The sequence below is a fragment of the Variovorax sp. 01N425 genome, from assembly GCF_056399465.1.
In genome coordinates this window covers 209,880-232,231 of the sequence record NZ_JBFTRJ010000005.1, presented here as the reverse complement: position 1 = coordinate 232,231, position 22,352 = coordinate 209,880, and the positions used below count along the sequence as shown (strand labels likewise).

Genomic DNA, 22,352 nt, shown 5'->3' with positions numbered 1-22,352 from the left:
AAAATAAAATGGGTGCACCCGTTTCAAGCGAGGTGCCCCATGAAGAGATTCATCGAAGGCGAAGACCGGCAGCAGGTCGCGCTGTTGCCGGAATGTCTTGATGACTATATCGGCGAAGACAACCCGGTGCGAGTAGTCGACGCCTTCGTCGAGGAACTGGATCTTCAGGCACTCGGTTTCATAGGCACTTCCCCAGCTGCCACCGGTCGGCCTGCGTACCACCCGGCGGTGCTTCTCAAGCTCTACATCTACGGCTACCTGAACCGCATCCAGTCCAGCCGCCGCCTTGAGCGCGAGGCCCAGCGCAACGTCGAGTTGATGTGGCTCACCGGCAGACTGGCGCCGGACTTCAAGACCATCGCCGACTTCCGTCACGACAACGGGGCGGGCATCCGCAACGCCTGCAAGCGCTTTGTCGGCATGTGCCGGGAGCTCAAGCTGTTCACGCAGGCCATCGTGGCCATCGATGGCAGCAAGTTCAAAGCGGTCAACAGCCGGGATCGCAACGTCACGCCGGCCAAGATCGATGCGCGCCAGCGGCAGATCGAGCAAAGCATCCAGCGCTACCTCGACGCGCTGGAAACCGCCGACCGTACGCAGCCCGCGGAGGTCGAGGCCAAGACCGAGCGGCTGCAGGACAAGATCAAGAAGCTGCGCGAACAGATGCGCCAGCTCGACGAGACCAAGGAGCAACTGAAGCACGAACCGGACGGCCAGCGCTCCACCACCGATCCCGATTCACGCTCGATGAATTCGCAGGCCAAGGGCTCGGGCCTGGTGGGCTACAACGTGCAGGCGGCCGTCGATGCCAAACACCATTTGATCGTGACGCACGAGGTCACCAACATCGGTAACGACCGCTCGCAGCTGAGCAAGATGGCCATGGCGGCACGCGATGCAATGGGAAAAGACAAGCTGCAAGCGCTGGCTGACCGTGGGTACTTCAACGGCACGGAGCTCAAGGCCTGTGAAGACGCGGGAATCGCCACTTACGTGCCCAAGCCGATGACCTCGGGCGCCAAGGCCCAGGGGCGCTTCGACAAGAGCGACTTCATCTACATCGCCAGGGACGACCAGTATCAGTGCCCAGCAGGCGAACGCGCCATCTATCGGTTCAACACGGTCGAGAGGAACGGTCTCAACGCACGTGTCTACTGGACCAGTGCTTGCCCTCGTTGCGCCATGAAAGATGAGTGCACGACCAGCGACTACCGGCGCATCCGTCGATGGGAACACGAAGAGGTTCTGGAGCGCGTCCAGCAGCGGATGGACAGGAAATCTGACGCCATGACCTTGCGACGACGCACTGTGGAGCACGTCTTCGGTACGCTGAAGCACTGGATGGGGTCCACCCACTTCCTGACGAAGACGCTGGCGCACGTCAGCACCGAGATGAGCCTGCACGTGTTGGCGTACAACCTCAAGCGGGTGATGCGAATCCTGGGGATGGCGAAGACGATGAAGGCGATGCATCTGGTGGGGGCGTGAGCCTCTCAAACGCAGCCTTGCCGACATGCGGCGCCTCAGCACACATCAAACGCTGTCATTCTCGATAGCCGGCCTACTGGCTGTCTATTGAGCCCCACCAGGCATCGCCAGCACCAGAGTTCGGCATACTAGCGCGACGAGGGCGTTTCCACACAGCCTCGGCCGATAGTACCCATTCGCACGAGCCCTTCGGATGTCGGCAATCGCTGCATAGCTGTCGCGCGGGTAGGGATGGAGCAAACCTTGTGGGCGGCCGGGCCGTCGCGCTCTACCGCAATTTCGCTGCGTCGAAGATCCGTCGCTTGGCGTTGAGGATATGGAGCCGTGTTGCCTCGGCGGCGTCGGCCGGGGATCGTTTCTCGATGGCGTCGAGGATCTGCTGGTGCTCCATCTGGACCAGCCGGACACGCTCGACGGTCATCTTCGATCGCACGCTGCGCGCCAGTTCCATGAATTGCCTGATGGGCGCGACACTCGTTTCGACGGCGGCCACGAAGAACTGGTTGTGCGAGGCCCTCGCGATCGCCCTGTGGAAGCGGACGTCGTCTTCGATGCCTTTGTTTCCACTCTCCATGGCCAGGGTCTGCGCTTCCAGGCAGGCTCTGATCGTCGTCAGGTCGTCGGCAGTGCGGAACTCCGCCGCGGCGGCCGCCGCCCCCGATTCAACAACTGTGCGGTAGGCGTAATACCGCTCGATGTCCGAATAGTTCCTGATGGGGGGCATGCTGGATGCCGGTGTCCCGGGGGCCCGCACGACCTGGCTGCCGGAGCCGCGGCGGGACTCGATGATCCCGTCCGATCGCAGCCTCGACAGTGCCTCCCGGACGGTCGGCCGCGAGACTCCGAATTGCGAGGCCAGTTCGCTTTCCGTCGGCAGCTTTTTGGAGTCGACGTAGTCCCCGCGCAGGATGGCTTCGACCATCCGGGCGTAGATCTGGTCGGGCAGTGTGCCGCCATTGACGTCTAGCAAGTGTTCCGCCATCGAACCGATACCCTGGGAATCTTTGTCAGACAACTATAGCAAATCCTCCGAACTTGACGAGAACAGCGAGTGGCTCTCCCGCAGCACCCTTGCTCTTCCAGAGGTTGGCGTGTGTCCGCGGGGCTCAGCGAAAACCCGGATGACAACTCGAAAGTTGTCTTACAAGATTCCGCCTGCCAAGCCCATCCATCAGGAGATTCCGAATGCGCCCAGTTTCCCTCTCACGGCATCGCCGCGCCCTCATTGCGGCCGTTCTCGGGACGGCGAGCTGTGCCGGCATCGGCCTGGTCCAGGCGCAGGAGATGCCAAAGTCGCCGGTGGTGATCAACGTGATCGACGCCGCCGGCAACCTGGCGCTGACGCAGGGGGCGTTTGAGGCCTACCAGGCGCAGAACCCCAAGCTGGTCTCCAAGTTCACTTTCACCAAGGCGCCCGCGCCCGAGATCCCGGCCAAGATCAAGGCGATGCAGAACGCGGGCCGCAGTGACATCGACATGATCATTGTCGGCACCGATGCGCTCGCGGCCGGCCTCGAGATGAACCTGTGGGTCAAGTTGTTCCCCGACTACGCGGCCAAGTTCCCCAAGCTGCAGGAGAACTACCTTCCCAACGCCTACAAGATGCAAGCGCTGGCGAAGGACCACGGCCTGGCCATCGTCTTCATGCCTGCCGGCCCGCTGGTCGAGTTCAACCCCGACAAGGTCAAGACGCCGCCGACGACGCCCCAGGAACTGCTGGCCTGGTGCAAGGCCAATCCCAACAAGCTGATCTATGCACGGCCCGCCAACTCCGGTCCGGGGCGCACCTTCTTGATGGGGTTGCCCTATCTGCTGGGAGACAAGAACCCTGCCGACCCGATCAATGGTTGGGACAAAACCTGGGCCTACCTGAAGGACCTCGACGCCTGCATCGAGTACTACCCCACGGGAACCGCAGCCGTGATGAAGGAACTGGGCGAAGGCTCGCGCGACATGACGCTGACGGTAACGGGTTGGGACATCAACCCCAGGGCGCTGGGCATCGTGCCGAAGAACTTCCAGGTGCTGCCCTTCAAGGGCATGACGTGGGTCAACGATGCGCACTACATCGTGATTCCCAAGGGCGTCCCGCCGGAGAAGCAAGCGGTGGTTCTCGACCTGATGGCTTTCCTGCTCAAGCCGCAGCAGCAGGCGATGACCTATGACAAGGGCTACTTCTATCCGGGCCCGGCGGTCAAGGACGTGCCGCTGTCGCTGGCACCCAAGGACAGCCAGGACGTGATCAAGGAGTTCGGACGGCCTGACTACGACAAGTGGCTGGCCCAGTTTCCTCATGCCGTGCCGCTCGAGACCAAGGCCATGGTCGATGCATTCCGCCGCTGGGACCAGGACATCGGCACCCGCAAGACCAAGTGATTCGCGGCGCGCACTGCGCGCCCGACCGATGCTGCAAGCGCCCATGCGGACGCATGCAGGCTGCTTCTTTTCCAGGATTGTGTGTCTCCATGACTTCAGACTTTTCCGAGTTGCGCCTCGATGGCGTCACGCGCCGCTTTGCCGCGGGCAAGGGCGTGCAAAGCTTCACTGCGCTCAATGCCTTGACCATGACGGTCAAGCGCGGCGAGTTCATCGCGCTGCTTGGACCCTCGGGCTGCGGCAAGTCGACGGCCCTCAATTGCCTGGCCGGGCTGCTGCCCTTGACGGATGGAGGCATCTGGCTCGACGACACCCGCATCGATGTGCTGCCGCCTGAAAATCGGGGCTTTGGCATGGTGTTCCAGAACTATGCGCTCTTTCCGCACATGAGCGTGGCGCGCAATGTCGCGTTCGGGCTGGCGATGCGCGGCGTGCCAGCCGCCGAGTCGGCGCAGCGCGTGAAGCGGGCGCTGGACCTGGTGCAGCTGAACTCGCAGGCGCACAAGCTGCCCGGCCAGTTGTCCGGCGGACAGCAGCAGCGGGTCGCGATCGCCCGGGCGATCGTCATCGAGCCGCCGCTGGTGTTGATGGACGAGCCCTTGTCGAATCTCGACGCCAAGTTGCGGCTGGAGATGCGCGCCGAGATCCGGCGCATTCATCGCGAACTGGGACGATCGACGATCTATGTCACCCACGACCAGGATGAGGCGCTGTCGCTGGCCGATCGCGTCGTCGTCATGAAGGACGGCGTGGCACAGCAGATTGCCGAGCCACAGCGCATCTACGCGGAGCCGGCCAACCTGGACGTGGCCCGCTTCATGGGCTATCGCAACCTGGTGGAGCTGGACGTGCGCTCGGAGGGCGGCGCGTCGGTGCAGCTCGCCGGCAGCGGCCTGGCGCTCAACGCGCGGGCGATGCAGCCACTCGCCAGCGGCAAGGCGATGCTCGCGATCCGGCCCGAGGAATTCGACGTCGTCTCTTCACCGGTGGACAACAGCTTTGCCGCCCGGGTGCTCAATGTCGAATACTGCGGCCACGACAACATCGTCGACGTCGAGGTGGCCGGCGGGCTCAAGCTGATCGTGCGCACGACGGCGCGCCTGCGGGTCGGCGATCCGGTCATGCTGGCCATTGCGCCGGACAAGGCGCTGGCCTATCCCGTCGATGCAGCCGCGGGAATGGTGCCATGAGCAGCGCCAGCCCGTCTTCGTTCGACCGGTCCCTGCTGCTGCTGGTGCCGGCGACGCTCTTCATGGTGGTGCTGTTCGTCTATCCGTTCCTCTACGGCTTGCAGCTGTCGTTCCATCCGATGGAAGGCAACTGGCTGGCGAACTACATGCAGTTCTTCACCACCGGCAACCTGCGCGACACGGTGTGGACCACGCTCAAGCTGGCCATCCCCGCCACCGTGATCAACGTCGGCGCGGCGCTGCCGATCGCCTATCAGATGCGCCGCAGCAGCCGCTTCCAGAAATTGATCACCACGCTGCTGGTCATTCCGTTGACGCTGGGCACCGTCCTGATCGCCGAGGGCATGCTCGGCTACTTCGGCCCCAAGGGCTGGCTGTCGCAGTCGCTCCAGTGGCTGCACATCTACGAAGGCCCGATCCGGCTGACGCACAACTACTGGGGCGTCCTGATTTCGCTCGTCATCTCGGGTTTTCCGTTCGCGTTCCTGCTCACGCTGTCGTACATCACCGGCATCGACCCCAACCTGCCACGCGCTGCCTCGACCCTGGGCGCAACGCCGTGGAACCAGTTCCGGCATATCTATCTGCCGCTGCTGGTCCCGGGGCTGGCGATGGCCTTCGCGCTGTCGTTCGTTCAGGCCTTCTCGGTGTTTCCGTCGGCGGTCCTGCTCGGGTCGCCGGCCGGTGCCACCCGAGTGATCTCGATCGCGGCGTACGAGGCCGCCTTCGAGCGCTACGACTATTCCATGGCTTCGGCCGTCGCCATGCTGATGGGCGTGGTGCAGCTGTTCGTCGTTGCCGCGGTCCTGGGCGCGCGCGGGATGTTCTATCGGGGCCCCGTCTCCGGCGGCAAAGGTTGACCATGGATACGCATCGCCTGCTGATGAAACTCTGGAAGTCACTGGTTGCACTGGTGATGGGCTTCTTCATCGTCAATGTCGCACTCATGGTGGCCGCGGTCGGCACCAGCTCGGTGGCCCGCCGCTGGCTCGGCACCTGGCTGCCTGATGGCTACACGTTCAACTGGTACCAGACCGCCTGGCAGGAGTTCCAGCTCGACAGCGTGCTGTGGGTCACGATCGAGGTGGTCGCCGCCGTCGTGTTCCTGTCGATCCTGATCGGCGTGCCGGCGGCCTACGCGCTGGCGCGGCGCAACTTCCGCGGCAAGAACCTGCTGATGGGGCTGTTCCTGCTGCCGCTGATGATCCCGCCGATCACCTACGGCATTCCGCTGGCGACCGTGATGTACCAGGCGCACATCGCGGGCACCATCTTCGGCGTGATCCTGGCGAACATGATTCCGGCCGTGCCGTTCATGATCCTGGTGATGACACCGTTCATCGAGCAGATCGATGCCAACCTCGAATCCGCCGCCCGCGTGTTCGGCGCCAACACCTTCAAGCTGTTCTGGCATGTGCTGTTGCCGCTGCTGGCGCCGGGCATTCTGGCGGCCTCCCTGCTGGTGCTGGTGCGCACCATCGGCATGTTCGAGCTGACTTTCCTGACGGCCGGCCCGGATTCGCAGACGCTGGTGGTGGCCCTGTACTACGCGGTCTTCGCGGCGGGCGTTCGTGCGCCGCAGTCGGTCGATGCAATGGCGATGGTCTACATGGCGGTCACGCTGGCCTGGCTGCTGATCGCGCTGCAATTCGTCAACCCGACGCAGCTGGTCAGCCGCGTCAAGGAACATCCAAAAACGGCCTGATGCCGCCCTCCATGAAGATCACGCAAGTCGATACGGTCCACGCGGCCGCCTATCCCAACATCCTGTGGGTGCAGATCCACACCGACACCGGCCTGGTGGGCCTGGGGGAAACCTTTCGTGGCGCCCAGGCCGTGCAGGCGCAGATCCATGAACTGGTCGCGCCCTACCTGCTGGGAAAGGATCCGCTCGCCATCGAAGCCCACAGCCAGCACCTGCTGTACGGCTATATCGGCTTTGCCAGCAGCGGCGCCGAAACGCGCGCCGCTTCGGCGGTCGACATCGCGCTGTGGGATCTGTTCGGCCAGGTCACGCAACAGCCGCTCTACCAGTTGCTCGGCGGCGCCGTGCGCGAACGCGTCCCGGTCTACAACACCTGCGCGGGCTACACCTACAACAAGGCCCCACAGCGTCGCTCGGTGACGCAGGCCAGCGCCGACGTCGCGCCCGAAGGGCCTTACGAGGACCAGGTTGCATTCGTCAAGCGCCCGGCGGCGTTGGCCGAAAGCCTGCTGTCCGAGGGCTACAAGGCGATGAAGATCTGGCCCTTCGATCCCTTCGCCCAGGCCAGCGGCGGGCAGTCGATTTCGGCCCGCGACCTGGACACTGCGCTCGAGCCGTTCCGCGAAATCCGGCGCGCTGTCGGCTACGAGATGGACATCATGGTGGAGCTCCATTCGATGTGGAACCTGCCGATGGCCGTGCGGATCGCGCAGGCGCTCGAGGAGTTCAAGCCCTATTGGGTTGAGGACCCGATCCAGATGTCCAACCTCGACACGATCGCCGAATTCCGTTCGCGCACCCGCATTCCGGTCTGCGGCAGCGAGACGCTGGCCACCGTTCAGCCATTCATCCAGCTGCTCAAGAACAATGCGGTGGACTATGTGATGCTGGACCTGGGCTGGGTCGGGGGTCTCTCCGAAGCCAGAAAGATCGCGGCCCTGGCGAAGGCCTTTCACAAACCGGTTGCGCCGCATGACTGCACCGGCCCGGTCGTGCTCGCGGCGTCGCTCCACCTGGCGATGAGCACGACCAACGTGGTGCTGCAGGAAGTGGTGCGCGCTTACCTGGGAGGCTGGTATCGCGAGCTCGTGACGCAATTGCCCGATGTCCGCGCCGGCCATGCGACGGTTCCGCCCGGCGCGGGCCTGGGCCTGGCGCTGTCGCCGGCGCTGCTGCAGCGGCCTGACGTGACCATCCGCAGTTCGAAGTCGTGAGCGGATGGCGATGCATCTGAACGTGACGCCCGACACCACGCTGTGCAGCGGAACGCTGACGGCGACGCTGGCGCCGGCTGCCGGCGGACGCGTCACCAGCCTCAGCTCCCGCGCAACCGCGGGCGAACGAATCGACTGGCTGGTGCCGCTCGACGACGCCGTCCGCGCCGGCGGTTTCGAATCCACCCAGTGGCCCAAGGCCGGCTGCTATCCCCTGGTTCCGTTTTCGAACCGCATCCGCGATGGCCGCATCGCCGGCACGCAGGGCAGGGTGCAGTTGCCGCTTCATCCGGGGGAACGGCACGCGCTGCATGGCGTCAGCCAGCAGCGTCCATGGCACCTCGAGCGGCACGCAGCGGACCGCGCCACCATGACCTATGTCCATGTGCCGGGGGACCACGGCTGGCCATGGGCTTTTCGGGCCGAGCAGGTGGTGGAGCTCGACGCCGCAGGCATCACGCTGAGCTTGCGGGTCACCAACGAGGACCGGGAGCCGATGCCGGGCGGTTGCGGCTTCCATCCCTATTTCCCGGCCCAGTTCGCGCACGGCCTGCAGTTCGATGCGCGCACCGTCTGGCCGGCGGACGCCGAATTCCTCGCGAGCACGCCGCAGCCGACCGGTCCGGCGGACGACTACGCGTTGGCGAAGGCCTTGCCCGATGTCGAATGCACCCGCTACTACGGCGAATGGAACGGAAAAGCGCGAATGGCGGCGGCCGATGGTCCCGCCATCGAACTGCTGGCCAGCGCCGCGCTGCAGCACCTGGTGCTGCATCGGCCGGGTCCGGGAGCGTACTTCTGCGTTGAACCGGTCTCGCATGTCGCGGACGCCGCCAACCTGGCTGCGGCGCGCGCCGACACCGGCTGGCGGGTGCTCGCGCCCGGCGAGGCGATGGCATGCAGCCTGCGCCTGTCGGTCTTTCCTCTGTCGAGCCAAGCCTCGCCACCATTGACTACACGAGATCGACAACATGACTGAATCAACAGCTTCCCTCAGGACCGCCCTGGACGGCATCTCAGGCATCCTGGTGACGCCCTTCGACGATGCGGACCACATCGCGCCCGATCGCCTGGGCCCCGTCGTCGACCGCGCCATCGAGGCCGGCGTCCATGTGCTGGTGGCCAACGGCAACACCAGCGAGTTCTTCGGCCTGACCATGGCGGAGGCCGAGCGCATGGTGCATGCCGCGGCGGAACATGTCCGTGGCCGCGTGCCCTTGCTGGGTGGCGTGGGGCGCAGCGTCCACGACGCCTGCGCCCTGGCGCGCGCCTCACGCCAGGCAGGTGCCGCTGCCCTGATGGTGCATCAGCTGACGGACCCTTTCGTCGCCCCCAGCGGTGTGGTCACGTATGTGCGCCGGGTTGCCGACGCGGCGGACGGCCTGCCTGTCGTGCTCTATCTGCGTGACGACGCGATCGGTCTGCCGGTGATCGAAGCCCTGTGCCGAATCCCGCAGGTCATCGGCGTGAAATGGGCGTCGCCCACGCCCTTGCGCCTGGTGCAGGCCATGGTGCAGGTGGCCGATCGCGGCCTGGCCTGGGTGTGCGGACTGGCCGAGCCCTGGGCCCCGCCGATGTATGCGGTGGGTGCCCGCGGCTTCACCTCGGGGCTGATCAACGTGCGGCCCGACCTGTCCGTGCGCATTCACGCCGCGCTCGCGAAGGGAGATCACCAGCTGGCGATGGAATTGATCGGCGGCATCGCGGCCTTCGAGGAATTGCGCACGCATGAGCGCAACGGCTCGAACGTGAGCGTGGTGAAAGCGGCGCTGCAATACGCCGGGCGCGACTGCGGCGCGGCCCGGCCGCCCAGCACTTGGCCGCTGCCGGACGCGGACCTGGCGCAGCTCAAGCAGTTGGTCGACGGCTGGCAATAGCATGGAACGCCGCTTCTTCGCCGCCGTCCTGTTCGGCCTTGTCGCTGCTGCGGGCTGGCCTGTTGCCGCACAGACTTATCCAGCCCACCCGGTGAAGCTGGTCATCCCGGTTCCGCCCGGCGGCAGCGCGGACGTGGTCGGGCGCCTGCTTGCCAATGCGGCGTCGGCGGAGCTGGGCCAGCCCGTCATCGTCGACAACCGTGCCGGAGCCGCCGGCAGCGTGGGAACGGCGTCGGCGCTGAAGGCGCCGGCCGACGGCTACACGCTGGTCCAGTGCAGCATTGGCAGCTGCGCCATCAATCCGAGCCTGTACAAGAACGTCGGCTACGACCTGTTCAAGGACATGGCGCCGGTGATCCTGCTGGGCGCATCGATCAATGTGCTCACCGTCAACAACGAGGCGGGCATCCGCAGCGTGAAGGACCTGGTCGACCAGGCCAGGCGCCAGCCCATGGCCTACGCGTCTTCGGGCGTGGGCGCGTCCAACCACCTCGCCGCCGAGTTGCTCAAGAAGATGGCGGGCATCGAGCTGACGCATGTGCCGTACAAGGGATCGGGGCCTGCCATCACCGACCTCATCGGCGGCCAGGTCCCGGTGTTCTTCGACAACGAGCCTTCCATCCTGCCCTTCATCAAGCAGGGCAAGGTGCGTGCGCTGGCGGTGACGGGCAAGACGCGCTCGGCCAATCTGCCGGACGTCCCGACGATGGAAGAACTGGGTTTTGCCGGCTTCGTCATCGAGCCGTGGTACGCCTTCGCGGCCCCGGCGGGCACGCCTGAGCCGGCGATCCGGCGGCTCAATACCGCGTTCAACAACGCGCTGAATCAACCGGCGGTGCGCGACAGGATGGTCGCCATGGGCATTACCCCGGCGGGCGGCTCGCCCGAAGTGCTCGGTCGCCTGATCCGCAGCGAATACACACGCTGGGCGGAGTTGATCCGCGTGCAAGGTATCAAGGGAGATTGAGGGCCAGACGAACGCGGGGCGCCCGTACTTCTGCGTGAAGGTACTCTGGACGTGCACCCAATCACTGGGAGCCTTCATGTCGGCGCCGGTAATGCAATGCGACCGCGCCGTTGCTGAGCGGCCTCGCCGAGACCAGCTCGAGCCGTCGCGTGTTGGGCAGCCCGCTCTGGTACAGGGTCGGGCCGTGGCCGGCGATCCTGGGGTGAACGAGAAACTTGTATTCGTCGATCAGATCCAGCCGGTCCAGCGCGGTCGCGAGCTTGCCGCTACCGAGGAGCACGCCGGCCGGAGTGGCGTCCTTGAGCTTTTGCACGCCCGCTCGCAAGTCGCCCGCGATATGGTGGCTGTTGGTCCACGGAAAGTCCTTTCGCGTCGACGACACGACGTACTTCGGCTTGGCCTCCAGCTTGACCGCCCATTCGCGCACCGCCGGCGGTGCCTCCACATCGCCGCGGGCGACCGCTGGCCAGTAGCTCTCCATCATCTCGTAGGTGACGCGGCCCCAGAGCATCGCCCCACCTTCGTCCATGAGACGGGTGAAGAAGGCGTGCGTCTCGTCGTCGGCGATTCCCTCCTGGTGGTCGATGCACCCGTCCAGCGTGACATTGAGGCTGAAGGTTAGAAGTCCCATGCGAGTCTCCTCCGGGTTAAGCGGTCCACTGGACTGTGGAGAGCAGAACGTGATGCCAGCTTGCGTTGCTTCATAAAGCACGTTGCCGGCATACAGTACTTCAATGGTCGCGGCGCCCGAAAGAGGTTGCAGTTCAGATTCGCAATCAAGGATGCGCAGCCGAACATCCTGTCCGTTCGCCCGCATCTGGGGGTACGCAAAGCTTGAATACCAACTTGCCCGGCGCTCGATGCCCACGACCACCCCTTGCGCTGCTGAGAGGCCCTGCAACTGCGGCAAGGCCGTAGAGAAGCGACAACCAGCGCGACATGCAAAATGCCTTACCCGTTGATGCGAACGACAACAGTCTCTCCTTGGGTCACGTGGCCCTTGAACCAATCCTTGCCACCTTGCTTCGCAATGGCTTGCTCGCAGGAGCAACTCGAAAGACTGAGATAAAAACGTTCAGGACGCCAGCTGTTCCAGGTGGCACCCAGCGAAAGGAGCTCACCGTCGGCCCCGAAGCTGGCAACAATGGGCGGCTCTGCACCGACAGCCAGTTGGAGTGACGCGCTCGGGCGCTGGCGCTCCAGCTTCGTGGGCTGAGGAGGATTCTCGGCCAGTTCCATCTCATACTCGGCCTGTGCTGCGAGATGCTCTTCGGAATCGGTGGCGACATCTTCTGTAGGCAAGGTCGCTTCATCGACACTCGCCAGCGTCAAGTGCAGCTCGTCACCTTCGGCCAGAACCATCTCTTCAATCCATTGCACGTGGGACTGACGTTCGTTGCCAAGGTCCCGCATCCCGCCGATGCGCAGGATGGCTGGGTGTTCGCCGTCGACCAAGGTGCTCAGATGCAATGAAACAAGAAGCGCATCTGCGGCTCCCGCCGTCACAACAGGCAGACCATTGCATCGAACTTTGAACGCTTGTATAGGAGGTCCGGGCGAGAGGATTGGAGAGGCCGGCGAAGGGTAGCTGGCCGACTGTAGCCGAAGGCTGAGCGGGCATCCTGGTTCGAAGCGGGCTTTGCCCTTTCTCCAAAGCGCGCTTGGGGTCAGGTGACGATTGTTGGCAGGCGCGATTAGTTAATGATCTCCCCCATGCCCGCGCGTACGCGCTCCCTGAGCTGCCGGATGTACTCCGCATCAAACAGTTCCCACGTGTCGAGTTCGCCGACGATACGAAGCGGCTCCCGGCTGCGGTACGAGCGTGTGGGATTACCCGGAAACTTCTTGTCGGTGACGTTGGGATCGTCCTCGAACGCGCCCGTGGGCTCGACGACGTAGACGCGTCGACGGCCGTCGCCCTTCGCCATTTCGGCGGCCAGCCCGGCACCCTTTGGCCAGGCGGTGAAGTAGATGTGGTTCATGACGACGTCGCCGTCGTAGTTTGAGCGGAAGCCTGCGGTGAGCAGGTCGCCCACCTGGAGGTCCGCCCGTGTGCCGTGGAAGTAGGGGCCGGTGTCCAAGACAGCCATTCGCAGCTCGCTCCTTGTTGACTTCGTGCTGGATCACGTAGGTGCGTCCGTGAAGCGCTTCGAATCTCAAGCGGATATCCTTTGCCCGGAATTGCGGGCGCGTCGTGAGCGCCCGCCCATCTGACAAAGTCAGTTCGCCGCGAAGCAGTACATCAGCCCGGCGCTGCCGCTCATCTTGAGTTGGTCGACGCTGCAGCCGCGCGTACCGTGCGAAGAATTCCACGACGCATTGGCGACCGGATCGGGATTGGTGCCCTTGTGGTCGTGATGGCCCACGATGGCGGAGCCGCCGTCGCTTTTGGTCCAGTTGCCGCAGGTGGTGTCCTTGCCGGGATCGGGCGCGGCCAGGGTGCCGTCAGGGCGCGAGCCGGTGAGGATGTCGTGGCGGTTGACCGGATCGCCGAAGCCGGAGACAACCTCGCCCTTCTCGGTCAGCGAAGTGTCCTTGCCGACCTTGGCGTTGGCGCTGTGCAGGTCGGCCACGCTGGTGGCGACGACCACTCCCTTGGCATTGGTCCAGGGACCGGTGCCGATACGGTCGCGCGCATTGACGGCCGGCTGGCCGTTCGCGGCAGTGGTGCTCAGATAGGCGCGCCACGTTTTGTTGCCCGCCCCTGCACTCGTGGCCAGCGACTGGCAGAAGCGGTCGGCTCCGGCCAAGCCTCCGAGGTCGCCGCCCTTGCCGGGGTTGGCGCTGGTGATGAAGAAGCTCATGGGGTTGCCGCTCGATGAACGCATGGCACCGCAACCGATGATCAGTGCGGTGGCTGCGACGGCGGCGCCAGTGGAAAGAAGCAAGCGGCTGGACATCGGGAGACTCCTGGCTGTATTGAAGCCGGGAGGCTACCGCACCGTCGTGCCAGCGGCAACCCGAGCCTGCCCTCCCATGCGGCAACCGCAACATCATTGCAGCGGAAGGACGGCGGCTTTTGGGCCGACTTCGGCCGGCCACGACGCTTTCTGGAGACAATGGCTCCTCTCGAAACCGGCCATGAGAGGATCAAGATGTCAGCCGACGACTGGTGGAAGTGCGGAATCGTCTATCAGGTCTATCCGCGTTCGTTCCAGGACAGCAACGGCGACGGCATCGGAGACCTGGATGGAATCCGCGCGCGGCTGGACCATCTGGTCTCGCTCGGTGTCGATGCCGTCTGGATCTCGCCGATCTATCCCTCGCCGATGGCCGACTTCGGCTACGACATCTCCGACTTTTGCGGCATCGATCCGCGCTTCGGCACGCTGGAGGGCTTCGATGCGCTGGTGCAGGAGGCGCACGCGAGAGAGCTCAGGATCATCCTGGACTTCGTGCCCAACCACACCTCGGACCGCCATCCGTGGTTCGTGCAGAGCCGCAGCGCGCGCAGCGATCCGCGGCGCGACTGGTACATCTGGCGCGACCCGGCTCCGGGCGGTGGGCCGCCCAACAACTGGCTCAGCAACTTCGGCGGCCCGGCCTGGGCCTTCGATCCGGCCACCGGCCAGTACTACGCCCATTCGTTCCTGAAGGAGCAGCCCGACCTCAACTGGCGCAACCCCGAGGTGCGGGCCGCGATGTACGAGGTGCTGCGCTTCTGGCTTCGGCGCGGCGTCGACGGGTTCCGCGTCGACGTGCTCTCCCAGATCATCAAGGACGCGCAATTCCGCGACAACCCGCCGAACCCGGATTTCATCGAAGGCCAGGACCCCTTCTTTCGCTGGCAGATGCTCTACAACACCGACCTGCCGGAGGTGCAGCCGATCGTGGCCGAGATGCGCCGCGTGGTCGACGAGTTCAGCGACGCACGCTCGTCGCGCGTGCTGATCGGCGAGCTCTACCTGCCGCTCGCGCGCCTGGTCGCCTACTACGGACTCAACACCGAAGGTGTGCTCGAAGGCGTGCAGCTGCCCTTCAATTTCCAGCTGATCGCGACCGAGTGGCAGGCGGCGCGCATCGACCGCCTTGTGCGCGACTACGAAGCCGCCTTGCCCGCCGGCGCCCAGCCGAACTGGGTGCTGGGCAACCACGACAGGTCGCGCATCGCGAGCCGCGTCGGGCCGCAGATGGCACGGCTCGCGGCCATGCTGCTGTTCACGCTGCGCGGCACGCCGACGCTCTACTACGGCGACGAGATCGGCATGGCCGACGTCCCCATTCCCGCCGATGAAGTGCAGGACCCGTTCGAGAAGAACAAGCCCGGCATGGGCCTGGGGCGCGACCCGGAGCGAACACCCATGCAGTGGAGCGCCGCAGCGCATGCGGGCTTCACGACCGGTACCCCGTGGCTGCGCCTGGCGGCCGACTGGCCCACGCGCAACGTGGAAGCGCAGTCGCAGGACGCGGGATCGATGCTGGCGCTCTACCGGCGCCTCATCGCGCTGCGCCGCGCGCAGCCTGCGCTGAACCGGGGCAACTACGAAGCGCTCGATGCCGACGGCGAGGTGCTGGCCTATGCGCGCAGCTTCGAAGGACGGCGGCTGGTGGTGCTGTTGAACTTCGGCGCCACCCCGGCAACGATCTCGCCGGCGTTGATGCCGCGCCAGGCAATCGTGCTGGCATCGACCGATCCTGCGCGCGCCGAGTCGATGGAGGGGCCGCTGGAGCTGGCGCCTTGCGAAGGCGTCGTGCTCGGCGCCCTGAACGGCAAGGCTCCGGCGACACGCTGAGCGATCAAGGCGTGCCGGCCTGGATCTCGACGTAGCTGCGCGCGTGCCAGCGCACGCGAAGAGGCCACTTCGCGTCGGCGATGGTTTCCGAATTCACGTCCTTGCCGCTGCCGTAGTTGATCTGCCGGTCGGGCCGCTTGTTGAGGCCGACCAGCAGCACGATGCGGCTGCCCGCCGCAAGCTTGCAAGCCGTCACGCGCTCGGCGGTGAACGCAAGCAGCTGGCGCTCGCCGGCCCGCAGAAGCCTGCGGCGCACGCGATGGCCTGCGTAGCTGGCGCGGAAATCGTAGGGATCGAACAGCAGCTGGTACTCGCCGCTTTCCGTCTGCTCGTACAGCGAGATGTTGAAGTCCACGTCCTGCCGCGAGGGCGTGATGTCGAACACGCCCTGCAGGCTTCCGAAGATCTCGGTGTCCTGCGGAAGCGGATCGCTGACAAAGCGGATGCTGTTGCGCGCCGGCAGCTGCGCCGCGCGCAGCGCGTCCGGCCACGGAATGCGCACGTCGCGCCGGTCGGCAAGGTCGACCGAGAGCCGCGTGCTGCCACCGCCTTCTTCGGACGGCGACGGCAACAGGCGGTGCGGCTCGTTGCGCTCGCGGGTGTCGAGGTAGAAGCGCAGCCGCGTGCGCTGCGGCGCATCCAGCGCCGGCACATGGCGCCACTGGTCCGCGCCCATCACCTGGTAGTTGACGCGATCCCCCAGCAGGGCAGGCTTGTTCGCGCCCTTCAGGATGTGGTCGAGCCACCGCAGGCGCAGCTCGGGCAGGTCGACGCGTGCGGCGGGGTCGAGCGTGTAGCCGCGCAGCGTGGCCGCCGTGCCGTGCCGGATCGAGGCCGCGTCGTAGGGGCCGAGCAGCAGTGTCGTGTCGGCCTGCGGCCGGTGGCGGCGATGCTCCTGATGGAAGTAGAGCGCGCCGGCGTCCGCGCCGTAGTAGCCGGCAAAGCTGAGCACCGGAATGTCGATGCGCGCAAACTGCTCCGCCGACGGCAGGAACTTCTGCCAGTAGCGATCGTGGCTCGGGTGCGTGAGCCATGTCCGGATCAGCCGGCTGCGCTTGCCCAGCAGGACGCGGTCCACGTCCCAGTAGGGGCGATGGCCGCGATACCAGCGCGCGTCGAGTGCCTGCCATGCCGTGTCCGGGTCGGCATCGACGCCGGGCCGCAGGGGCTCGTCATCCGCATGCTCCTCGGCCCAGCGCACCATGGCGTTGCGGAAGATCTGCCCGGCCATCGGAAAGTCGATGCCCGGCGCCATCGGCGCGATCGTGGCAATGGCCTTGAGCGCGGCCGGTCTCCTGCGGGCGGCGGCCCAGGCGGCATAGCCGGAGTAGCCGTCGCCGATCATGCAGACGCGGCCGTCGCTCCACGCCTGCCGGGCAATCCAGTCGATGACGGCGGCGGCGTCTTCGCCGTCGCGAACGAACGGCCACACGGCGCCCTTGCCGTCGGGCGTGCGTCCGCGCACGTACGCCGTGACGCCGACGTAGCCCTTGGCGGCGCTGCGTTGGGCGTCGTCCTCGGCCGGATCGAGCGTGAAGCGCAGCAGCGTCGGCAGGGCGCCCGGTGCGTCATTGGCGCGGCCGGGCCGAACCAGGCGCGCATGGATGACAGCGCCGCGCACGGGAATCCTGAGGTCGGCCTCCGCCACGTAGCGGTTGCGGTTTTCCGCCGCGAACAGTTCGGGCAGCAGCGCACCGAAGCTGCGGCGCGACTCGTACGAATGCCAGGTCCGCACGAGCGCCAGCGCGTCGTCCTGCGGAAGGCTGCCCTTCGCGCGCCAGAGATCGAAAGCCCGGCGCAGCGGCTCTGCATAGACCGCTGCCGGGATCTCGAGCCGCGCCATGATGGCCTGGGCTTGGGCATTGTCGAGCGGCGACACCAGTTCCCGGAACGCGCGCGCATAGGCTTCGGCGAAGCCGAGGCGCTCGTTCGCTTCGAGTGCGCGCGCACGCGCATAGATGCCGTCGAGGATCGCGCGCTGCACCAGGTCGTCGAACGGCTTGCCCTGGCGGCGGGTGCGCAGGGCCCGGCTGCTGTCGGAGGCTGCACGGTAGGCGCCGCTGACGATCTGCAGCGCGGTCAGGTTGGCCAGGAAGACATCGGTGTCCGCGTCCTGGTACACCGGCAGGATGCGCTCGGCCAGGTCCCGCATCAGGTCCGCCGCGGCGGCATCCTGGGGATCGCGCGGCGGCTTGAAGCCGAAATCCGCCGCCCAGCTCCACGCGGGCAGCGCAAGCATCAGCCGCACGAGGGCGCGGCGCGCACGGCCGACGGTGGACCCAAGGTGTCTCATGGCCGCTGCTCCTCGCGCACGGTGTTCGCCGGCGCCTTGACCAGGTGCACCACCTGAGTGAACAGCCGGTCGCGCGCTTCTCCGGCCGAGCCGATGTGGACAATGCCCGTGTGCTCGAGCTTGCCCAGCAGGTCGATGATGAGTTCGCGCGTGTCGTCGTCGAACGCGCCGAAGGCCTCGTCCATCACCAGCCAGGGCGGCGCCTGCAGCACCACGCGGGCAAAGCCCAGCCGCAGCTGCTCGTCCATGCTGAGCTCGCTCTCCCAGCGTCCCGTCTTGTTCAGCAAGGGTTCCAGGCGCTGCAGGCCCACGCTCGCCAGTGCGGCCACCATGGCTTCCCTCGGGTAGCTCGACGGCTCCATCGCATACGACAGCACCTCGGCCAGCGTGCCGCGCGGAATGTAGGGCGTGCCGCGCGGCATGTAGTGGATGGTCTCGCCGGCGGGCCGGCGCACGGTGCCGGAGCCCCAGGGCCAAAGGCCCGCGAGCGCCCGGAACAGCAAGGTCTTCTCGGTGCCCGGCGTGCCGAGGATCAGGACGCGTTGGCCGCGATGCAGGACAAGGCCCGGGGTGTCCAGCCGATCGTGGCCGGTCCACGAGCGGACTTCGAGCGCTTCGATCGCGAGCACCCCGGCTTCGCCCTCTTCGTAGGCGATGCGGCTGCCGCCTGCGCGTGCCTCCAGGTCGGACGCCAGCATGCGGCGCAGGTCGGCAACGCGCAGCAGCGTGGCGCGCCAGTCGGCAATGATGCTGAAGTTGTCGACGAACCAGCGCAGCGACGACTGCGCCTGCGTGAAGGCCGCGGCGGCCATCATCAGGCCGCCGAACGACACTTTCCCCGAGAAGTACAGGGGCGCGGCCACCAGCGTCGGCGCGATGATGGTGATCCAGCCGAAGCCCGCCGTGACCCAGGTCAGGTTGGTCAGCCCGAGCACCACGCGCGACGTGGCGCGAAGGACGTCGCCGAAATGCATGGCGACGCGGCGCTTCTCGTCCGCCTCGCCACCCGCCAGCGAGATGCCGTCGAGATGCTCGTTGATGCGCGTCAGCGAGAAGCGCAATTCGCCCTCGCGCGCGTAGCGCTCGGCATTGCGCGCGATCAGGCCGCTGCCGACCCAGTAGGTGACCAGCGAGCCGGCGATCGCATAGGCAATGGCCGCCCACAGCATGAAGCCCGGCAGCACATGGTCCTTGCCATTGAAGAAGAGGCTGAAGTCCTTGGAGAGGACCCACAGCACGCTCGCAAAGCTGCCGAACAGCATCGCTGCCTGCAACAGGCCCACGCCAAGGGTGACCGACAGATCGCACAGCTTCAGCGTGTCGTCGTGCATGCGCTGGTCGGGGTGGGCTCCCATCGGGCCGCTGGCCTGGAGCCAGAACGCCCGGCGCGGCTGCAGCCACAGCCCGACGAGGTCATTGACCACGGCCTCGCGCAGCTTCAGCTGCAGGGTTTCGCCGAGCCACCGCTGCGCCACATTCAGGACCAGCAGCGCCCCCGCAATGATCGCGAAGACGCCGACCTGCACGACGAATTCGCCCAGGTCGCGGCGCGAGATCGCATCGTAGAACGGCTTGTTCCAGCTGTTGAGCTCGATCTGCCCGTACGCCGTGAGCGCGACCACCACGACGATCGCACCCATCAGCGCGACCAGCGTTTTTGCGACCGGCGATACGCGCAGGGCGCCGAGCAGCTCGCTGACCTGACGGAAGAAACCGGTCCTTGCAGCCGGCTCGACGCGGTTCTCTGTCCGCGCGCTCATCGCTGCCGCGACGCCTCGCAGGCAGCGGCCGCGCTGCGGCGCGCCGAGACACACGAAATGAACGCGGCGTGGCTCCAGGCCAGTTGCTTGGCCGAGGTCTGCGCGCCGCTGCGCTGGTCGAACTGTTCCGACAGGTCGCCGCCGGCCGGCGTGTACGCGCGCACGGTGGAGAGGTAGGCGTCGCCGCGTTCGAACCAATGGCGTGCATCGCCGCCCATCGCCGCGGCAGCACGAAAGCAGAACTCGGCGGCGCCGAGCGTCGAGAAGTAGTACGCGCCGCCTGAGTAGTACACATCGCCGCCATACCGGCCCATTGCCGCGCCAAGCCTCTCGGCACGGCCGTGGTTGATGGGGTAGGCCGCATCGAACAGCGCGTCCAGGCGCGCCAGCGTGGCCTGCATGCGCGGATCGGCCGGTCCATGTGCGGCCTCGGTGCCTAGGCTATGGATTGCCGACAGGATCACCGCGATGTCCAGTGCCTTCGGGCCGGGCCGGCCGTCCGTGAGCGCGCGCGAGCGGAAGTAGCCGGGCGCCGCGCCGCGTTCATCCACCCAGTAGCCGTCGAGCAGGCGCAGCACCGCGTGCGACTCTTCCCGGCAGCGCTGCGCCTGCGCCGCGTCGCCCAGGCCCTCCAGCCATGCCGCGCCTTCGGCCAGCGCCGCACCTGCGACACGCAGCGTGTAGTAGTGGTGGCCGAGCTCCTCCTCCCAGATGTCGTAGGACGGCTCGCGCCAGCGGCGGAGCGTGAAGTCCAGATCGAAACGGATCAGCTCGGCAGCTTCCGCCAGCAGCGGCGCGTCCAGGTGGCCACCGGCCGCCCAGCGCAGCAGCGCCAGCGCGCGCAGCGGCGCGCCGTCGTGCTGGGGACGATTCCATCGGCAGACGTCGAGCGTGCCGTCGGGGTTCACCCGCGTCTCGGCGGCCACCAGGTCGCCGAAAGCTGTTGCAAGGTCATGGTCCTCGCGCAGGTACTGCAGGAGCTCGGGGGCCACGCACGCGCTGCGGTTCTCCACCGCGGCCGCGGCGCGGCCGTCGAGGCGGTTCAAGTCCAGGCTGAAGCGGATGAAGTCGCGCAGGTGCTGCAGGGCTTCGTCGCCGATGTGCCCCTCAAGGTAGAGCAGGCGCAGTGCATCGATGACCACGGCGGAATCGCGGAACCAATGAAAGAAGTAGTCCGGGTCCGGGTTGTAGTCAGCGAGGACGGGCGAAGCGACGATGGCGCCGGCCATCGGCCGCACGGTCTGGCCGAAGCCCGGCCGGTGCTTGACGATCGACACCGGCGAAATGCTGGACAGCATCGCCGCCGCCGAATGGCGCAGCTGTGTTTCGAGCCAGGGCTCGAATGCCGGGTCTTGCTGGCTCGCCACGCTGAAGCTCACGCCGCCGACGCCCCGAGATGCGGGCTGCTGAAGTCCAGCGCGCGCAGCCCGGCCTGCACTTCGGGCACGCTCATGAACAGTTTCCACAGAAGGCCCGTGCGATGGTTTTCCATCATCACGACGATCGGGCCCTGGTCGATGGCAAGGAAGGTATTGGCGAACCAATCGCGCCGCTCGCAGAACGCATCGACGAAGCCGTAGTCCCGCCACACCCGCTCGCCATGCACGGTGAGGAAGTGCCGCAGCACCCGCATCACCTCGGCGGGCGCATAGGGCAGGCTGGCCAGCGCGGCCGTCGGCGAGATGGTGCCGTTGTCGTTGTTCGGATCGTGCGCAAGATAGCCGTCGGGGTCGTCGCTCGCGGTCAGGCCCCAGCACGATTCGCCGTAGCCCGGGAAGCCCCGCGGATTGGCGATGCAGTGGGCGCGGTTGATCTGCACGTGGCGGCTGTTGAGATCCCAGTAGTCGGCGTAGCGGTCCCTCAGGCCGCGCGGATCGAGGCCGCAGAACGAGTAGTGCGCAAAGAACAGCGGGCCGGCGTTCGGCGGGCCCAGCGGCAGTTCGATGCCGTGGTACGAGTGGCCGTTGAGAAAGTCGGGGCCGGAGGCGAAGCCGCGATGGTAGACCTTCGGATCGATCGCATGGCGCGGCGCGGCCGCCGCCAGGAAGTAGGTGATGAGGCACTCGTTCCAGCCGTGCACCTCATGGTTCATGGCCCAGCCGTGGTTCGGGCTCCAGTGCCAATACAGCACGTCGCGCCCGCCCTGGGTGAACCAGTTCCATTCGACCTCGTGCCACAGCGTGTCGATGTCGGCGCGCAAGCGGCGCGCCATGGCCGTGTCCTCGCTGAAATACTGGCGCGCGCAGAGCAGGCCCATGCAGAGGAACGAGGTCTCGACCAGATCGCCCGCGTCGTCCTTGGGGCTCATCGGGATCGTTGCGCCGCTCGCCCCGTCCATGAAGTGCGGAAAGGCGCCGTGGTAGCGCCTGGCGCGCAGGAGGGCGTCCCGCATGCGCCCCAGGCGCTCGAGCGCCGCATCCCGCGTGATCCAGCCGCGCTCCACCGCGACGATCATGGCCATGATGCCGAAGCCGGTGCCGCCGATCGCGACCCTCTCGTCGGCCAGGTCTTCACCCGTGGCGCCCACGAGCGTGCGGCGGTCGAGCGCCAGGCCGCTGGCGGCATCCGCACCGTCCCAGAAATAGCGGAAGGTCTGCCGCTGCACGGCGTCGAGCAAGGCTTCATCAGGCAGGGCTGCCAATGCCTTCGGGTTCCTGTCATCCTTCTTCAACACGCATGGCTCCTTTCGTTGGTGGTCCCGGGCGTCACGTTTGGTTTCGCCGAATCGTCGGCGGCGCCACACAGCCGA

General features: G+C 66.4%; 19 protein-coding genes. 10 read left to right on the top strand and 9 right to left on the bottom strand.

The window, feature by feature from the left end; translation table 11 throughout:
• The first annotated feature begins 39 nt into the window (after positions 1-39).
• Positions 40-1,488 (top strand): IS1182 family transposase, encoded by a 1,449-nt coding sequence (locus AC1DSC_RS11005; protein ID WP_018907496.1) that lies wholly within the window; start codon positions 40-42, stop codon positions 1,486-1,488.
• Between the two features lie 268 nt (positions 1,489-1,756).
• Here AC1DSC_RS11005 and AC1DSC_RS11000 read toward each other — a convergent pair whose 3' ends face one another.
• Positions 1,757-2,503 (bottom strand): FadR/GntR family transcriptional regulator, encoded by a 747-nt coding sequence (locus tag AC1DSC_RS11000; protein WP_436288728.1) that lies wholly within the window; start codon positions 2,501-2,503, stop codon positions 1,757-1,759.
• A gap of 170 nt (positions 2,504-2,673) precedes the next feature.
• Between AC1DSC_RS11000 and AC1DSC_RS10995 the strand changes: the two genes are divergently transcribed.
• The 8 genes from AC1DSC_RS10995 to AC1DSC_RS10960 all read left to right on the top strand — a co-directional run bounded on the left by AC1DSC_RS10995 (position 2,674) and on the right by AC1DSC_RS10960 (position 10,817).
• Positions 2,674-3,864 carry an ABC transporter substrate-binding protein gene (locus tag AC1DSC_RS10995; RefSeq protein WP_278878565.1) on the top strand — a complete coding sequence of 397 codons (1,191 nt, stop codon included), beginning with the start codon at positions 2,674-2,676 and terminating at the stop codon, positions 3,862-3,864.
• 89 nt (positions 3,865-3,953) lie between these two features.
• On the top strand, positions 3,954-5,054 hold the full coding sequence (locus AC1DSC_RS10990; protein WP_307594995.1) for an ABC transporter ATP-binding protein: 1,101 nt from the start codon (positions 3,954-3,956) through the stop codon (positions 5,052-5,054).
• A complete protein-coding gene (locus tag AC1DSC_RS10985; RefSeq protein WP_307594994.1) occupies positions 5,051-5,914 on the top strand; it encodes an ABC transporter permease in 864 nt (287 codons plus the stop codon). The genes AC1DSC_RS10990 and AC1DSC_RS10985 overlap by 4 nt, the downstream gene beginning before the upstream one ends.
• A 2-nt stretch (positions 5,915-5,916) precedes the next feature.
• Positions 5,917-6,759 (top strand): ABC transporter permease, encoded by an 843-nt coding sequence (locus tag AC1DSC_RS10980; protein WP_015865589.1) that lies wholly within the window; start codon positions 5,917-5,919, stop codon positions 6,757-6,759.
• A gap of 11 nt (positions 6,760-6,770) precedes the next feature.
• The gene (locus tag AC1DSC_RS10975) at positions 6,771-7,973 is read left to right on the top strand and encodes a mandelate racemase/muconate lactonizing enzyme family protein (RefSeq protein ID WP_062365382.1); all 1,203 of its coding nucleotides are present in this window, start codon (positions 6,771-6,773) and stop codon (positions 7,971-7,973) included.
• Between the two features lie 4 nt (positions 7,974-7,977).
• A complete protein-coding gene (locus AC1DSC_RS10970) occupies positions 7,978-8,952 on the top strand; it encodes an aldose 1-epimerase (RefSeq protein ID WP_436288729.1) in 975 nt (324 codons plus the stop codon).
• A complete protein-coding gene (locus AC1DSC_RS10965) occupies positions 8,945-9,850 on the top strand; it encodes a dihydrodipicolinate synthase family protein (protein WP_436288730.1) in 906 nt (301 codons plus the stop codon). Before AC1DSC_RS10970 ends, AC1DSC_RS10965 begins: the two co-directional genes overlap by 8 nt.
• Position 9,851: 1 nt before the next feature.
• Complete coding sequence (locus AC1DSC_RS10960; RefSeq protein ID WP_436288731.1) at positions 9,852-10,817, top strand: Bug family tripartite tricarboxylate transporter substrate binding protein; 966 nt, start codon at positions 9,852-9,854, stop codon at positions 10,815-10,817.
• Between the two features lie 61 nt (positions 10,818-10,878).
• On the opposite strand, the gene AC1DSC_RS10955 is transcribed toward AC1DSC_RS10960, so the two are convergent.
• From AC1DSC_RS10955 to AC1DSC_RS10940, 4 genes are all read right to left on the bottom strand, one after another.
• Positions 10,879-11,727: a dihydrofolate reductase family protein gene (locus AC1DSC_RS10955; RefSeq protein ID WP_478131813.1), complete on the bottom strand. Its 849-nt coding sequence runs from the start codon at positions 11,725-11,727 to the stop codon at positions 10,879-10,881.
• 41 nt (positions 11,728-11,768) lie between these two features.
• Complete coding sequence (locus AC1DSC_RS10950) at positions 11,769-12,272, bottom strand: hypothetical protein (protein ID WP_436288733.1); 504 nt, start codon at positions 12,270-12,272, stop codon at positions 11,769-11,771.
• 239 nt (positions 12,273-12,511) lie between these two features.
• Positions 12,512-12,907, bottom strand: a complete 396-nt coding sequence (gene arr, locus AC1DSC_RS10945; RefSeq protein ID WP_018907183.1) for an NAD(+)--rifampin ADP-ribosyltransferase — start codon at positions 12,905-12,907, stop codon at positions 12,512-12,514.
• A 129-nt stretch (positions 12,908-13,036) separates the two neighbouring features.
• Positions 13,037-13,717, bottom strand: coding sequence for a hypothetical protein (locus AC1DSC_RS10940; RefSeq protein ID WP_436288734.1), 681 nt, complete (start codon positions 13,715-13,717; stop codon positions 13,037-13,039).
• 195 nt (positions 13,718-13,912) lie between these two features.
• Between AC1DSC_RS10940 and AC1DSC_RS10935 the strand changes: the two genes are divergently transcribed.
• Positions 13,913-15,550: an alpha-amylase family glycosyl hydrolase gene (locus AC1DSC_RS10935; protein ID WP_436288735.1), complete on the top strand. Its 1,638-nt coding sequence runs from the start codon at positions 13,913-13,915 to the stop codon at positions 15,548-15,550.
• A gap of 4 nt (positions 15,551-15,554) precedes the next feature.
• On the opposite strand, the gene AC1DSC_RS10930 is transcribed toward AC1DSC_RS10935, so the two are convergent.
• The 4 genes from AC1DSC_RS10930 to AC1DSC_RS10915 are packed head-to-tail and all read right to left on the bottom strand — an operon-like array spanning position 15,555 to position 22,277.
• A complete protein-coding gene (locus AC1DSC_RS10930; RefSeq protein ID WP_436288736.1) occupies positions 15,555-17,843 on the bottom strand; it encodes a CocE/NonD family hydrolase in 2,289 nt (762 codons plus the stop codon).
• Positions 17,840-19,603, bottom strand: coding sequence for an ABC transporter ATP-binding protein/permease (locus tag AC1DSC_RS10925; RefSeq protein ID WP_436288737.1), 1,764 nt, complete (start codon positions 19,601-19,603; stop codon positions 17,840-17,842). The genes AC1DSC_RS10930 and AC1DSC_RS10925 overlap by 4 nt, the downstream gene beginning before the upstream one ends.
• Positions 19,600-20,982, bottom strand: coding sequence for a glycoside hydrolase family 15 protein (locus AC1DSC_RS10920; protein ID WP_436288738.1), 1,383 nt, complete (start codon positions 20,980-20,982; stop codon positions 19,600-19,602). The genes AC1DSC_RS10925 and AC1DSC_RS10920 overlap by 4 nt, the downstream gene beginning before the upstream one ends.
• A complete protein-coding gene (locus tag AC1DSC_RS10915) occupies positions 20,979-22,277 on the bottom strand; it encodes a glucoamylase family protein (protein WP_436288739.1) in 1,299 nt (432 codons plus the stop codon). Before AC1DSC_RS10915 ends, AC1DSC_RS10920 begins: the two co-directional genes overlap by 4 nt.
• Positions 22,278-22,352: the final 75 nt, after the last annotated feature.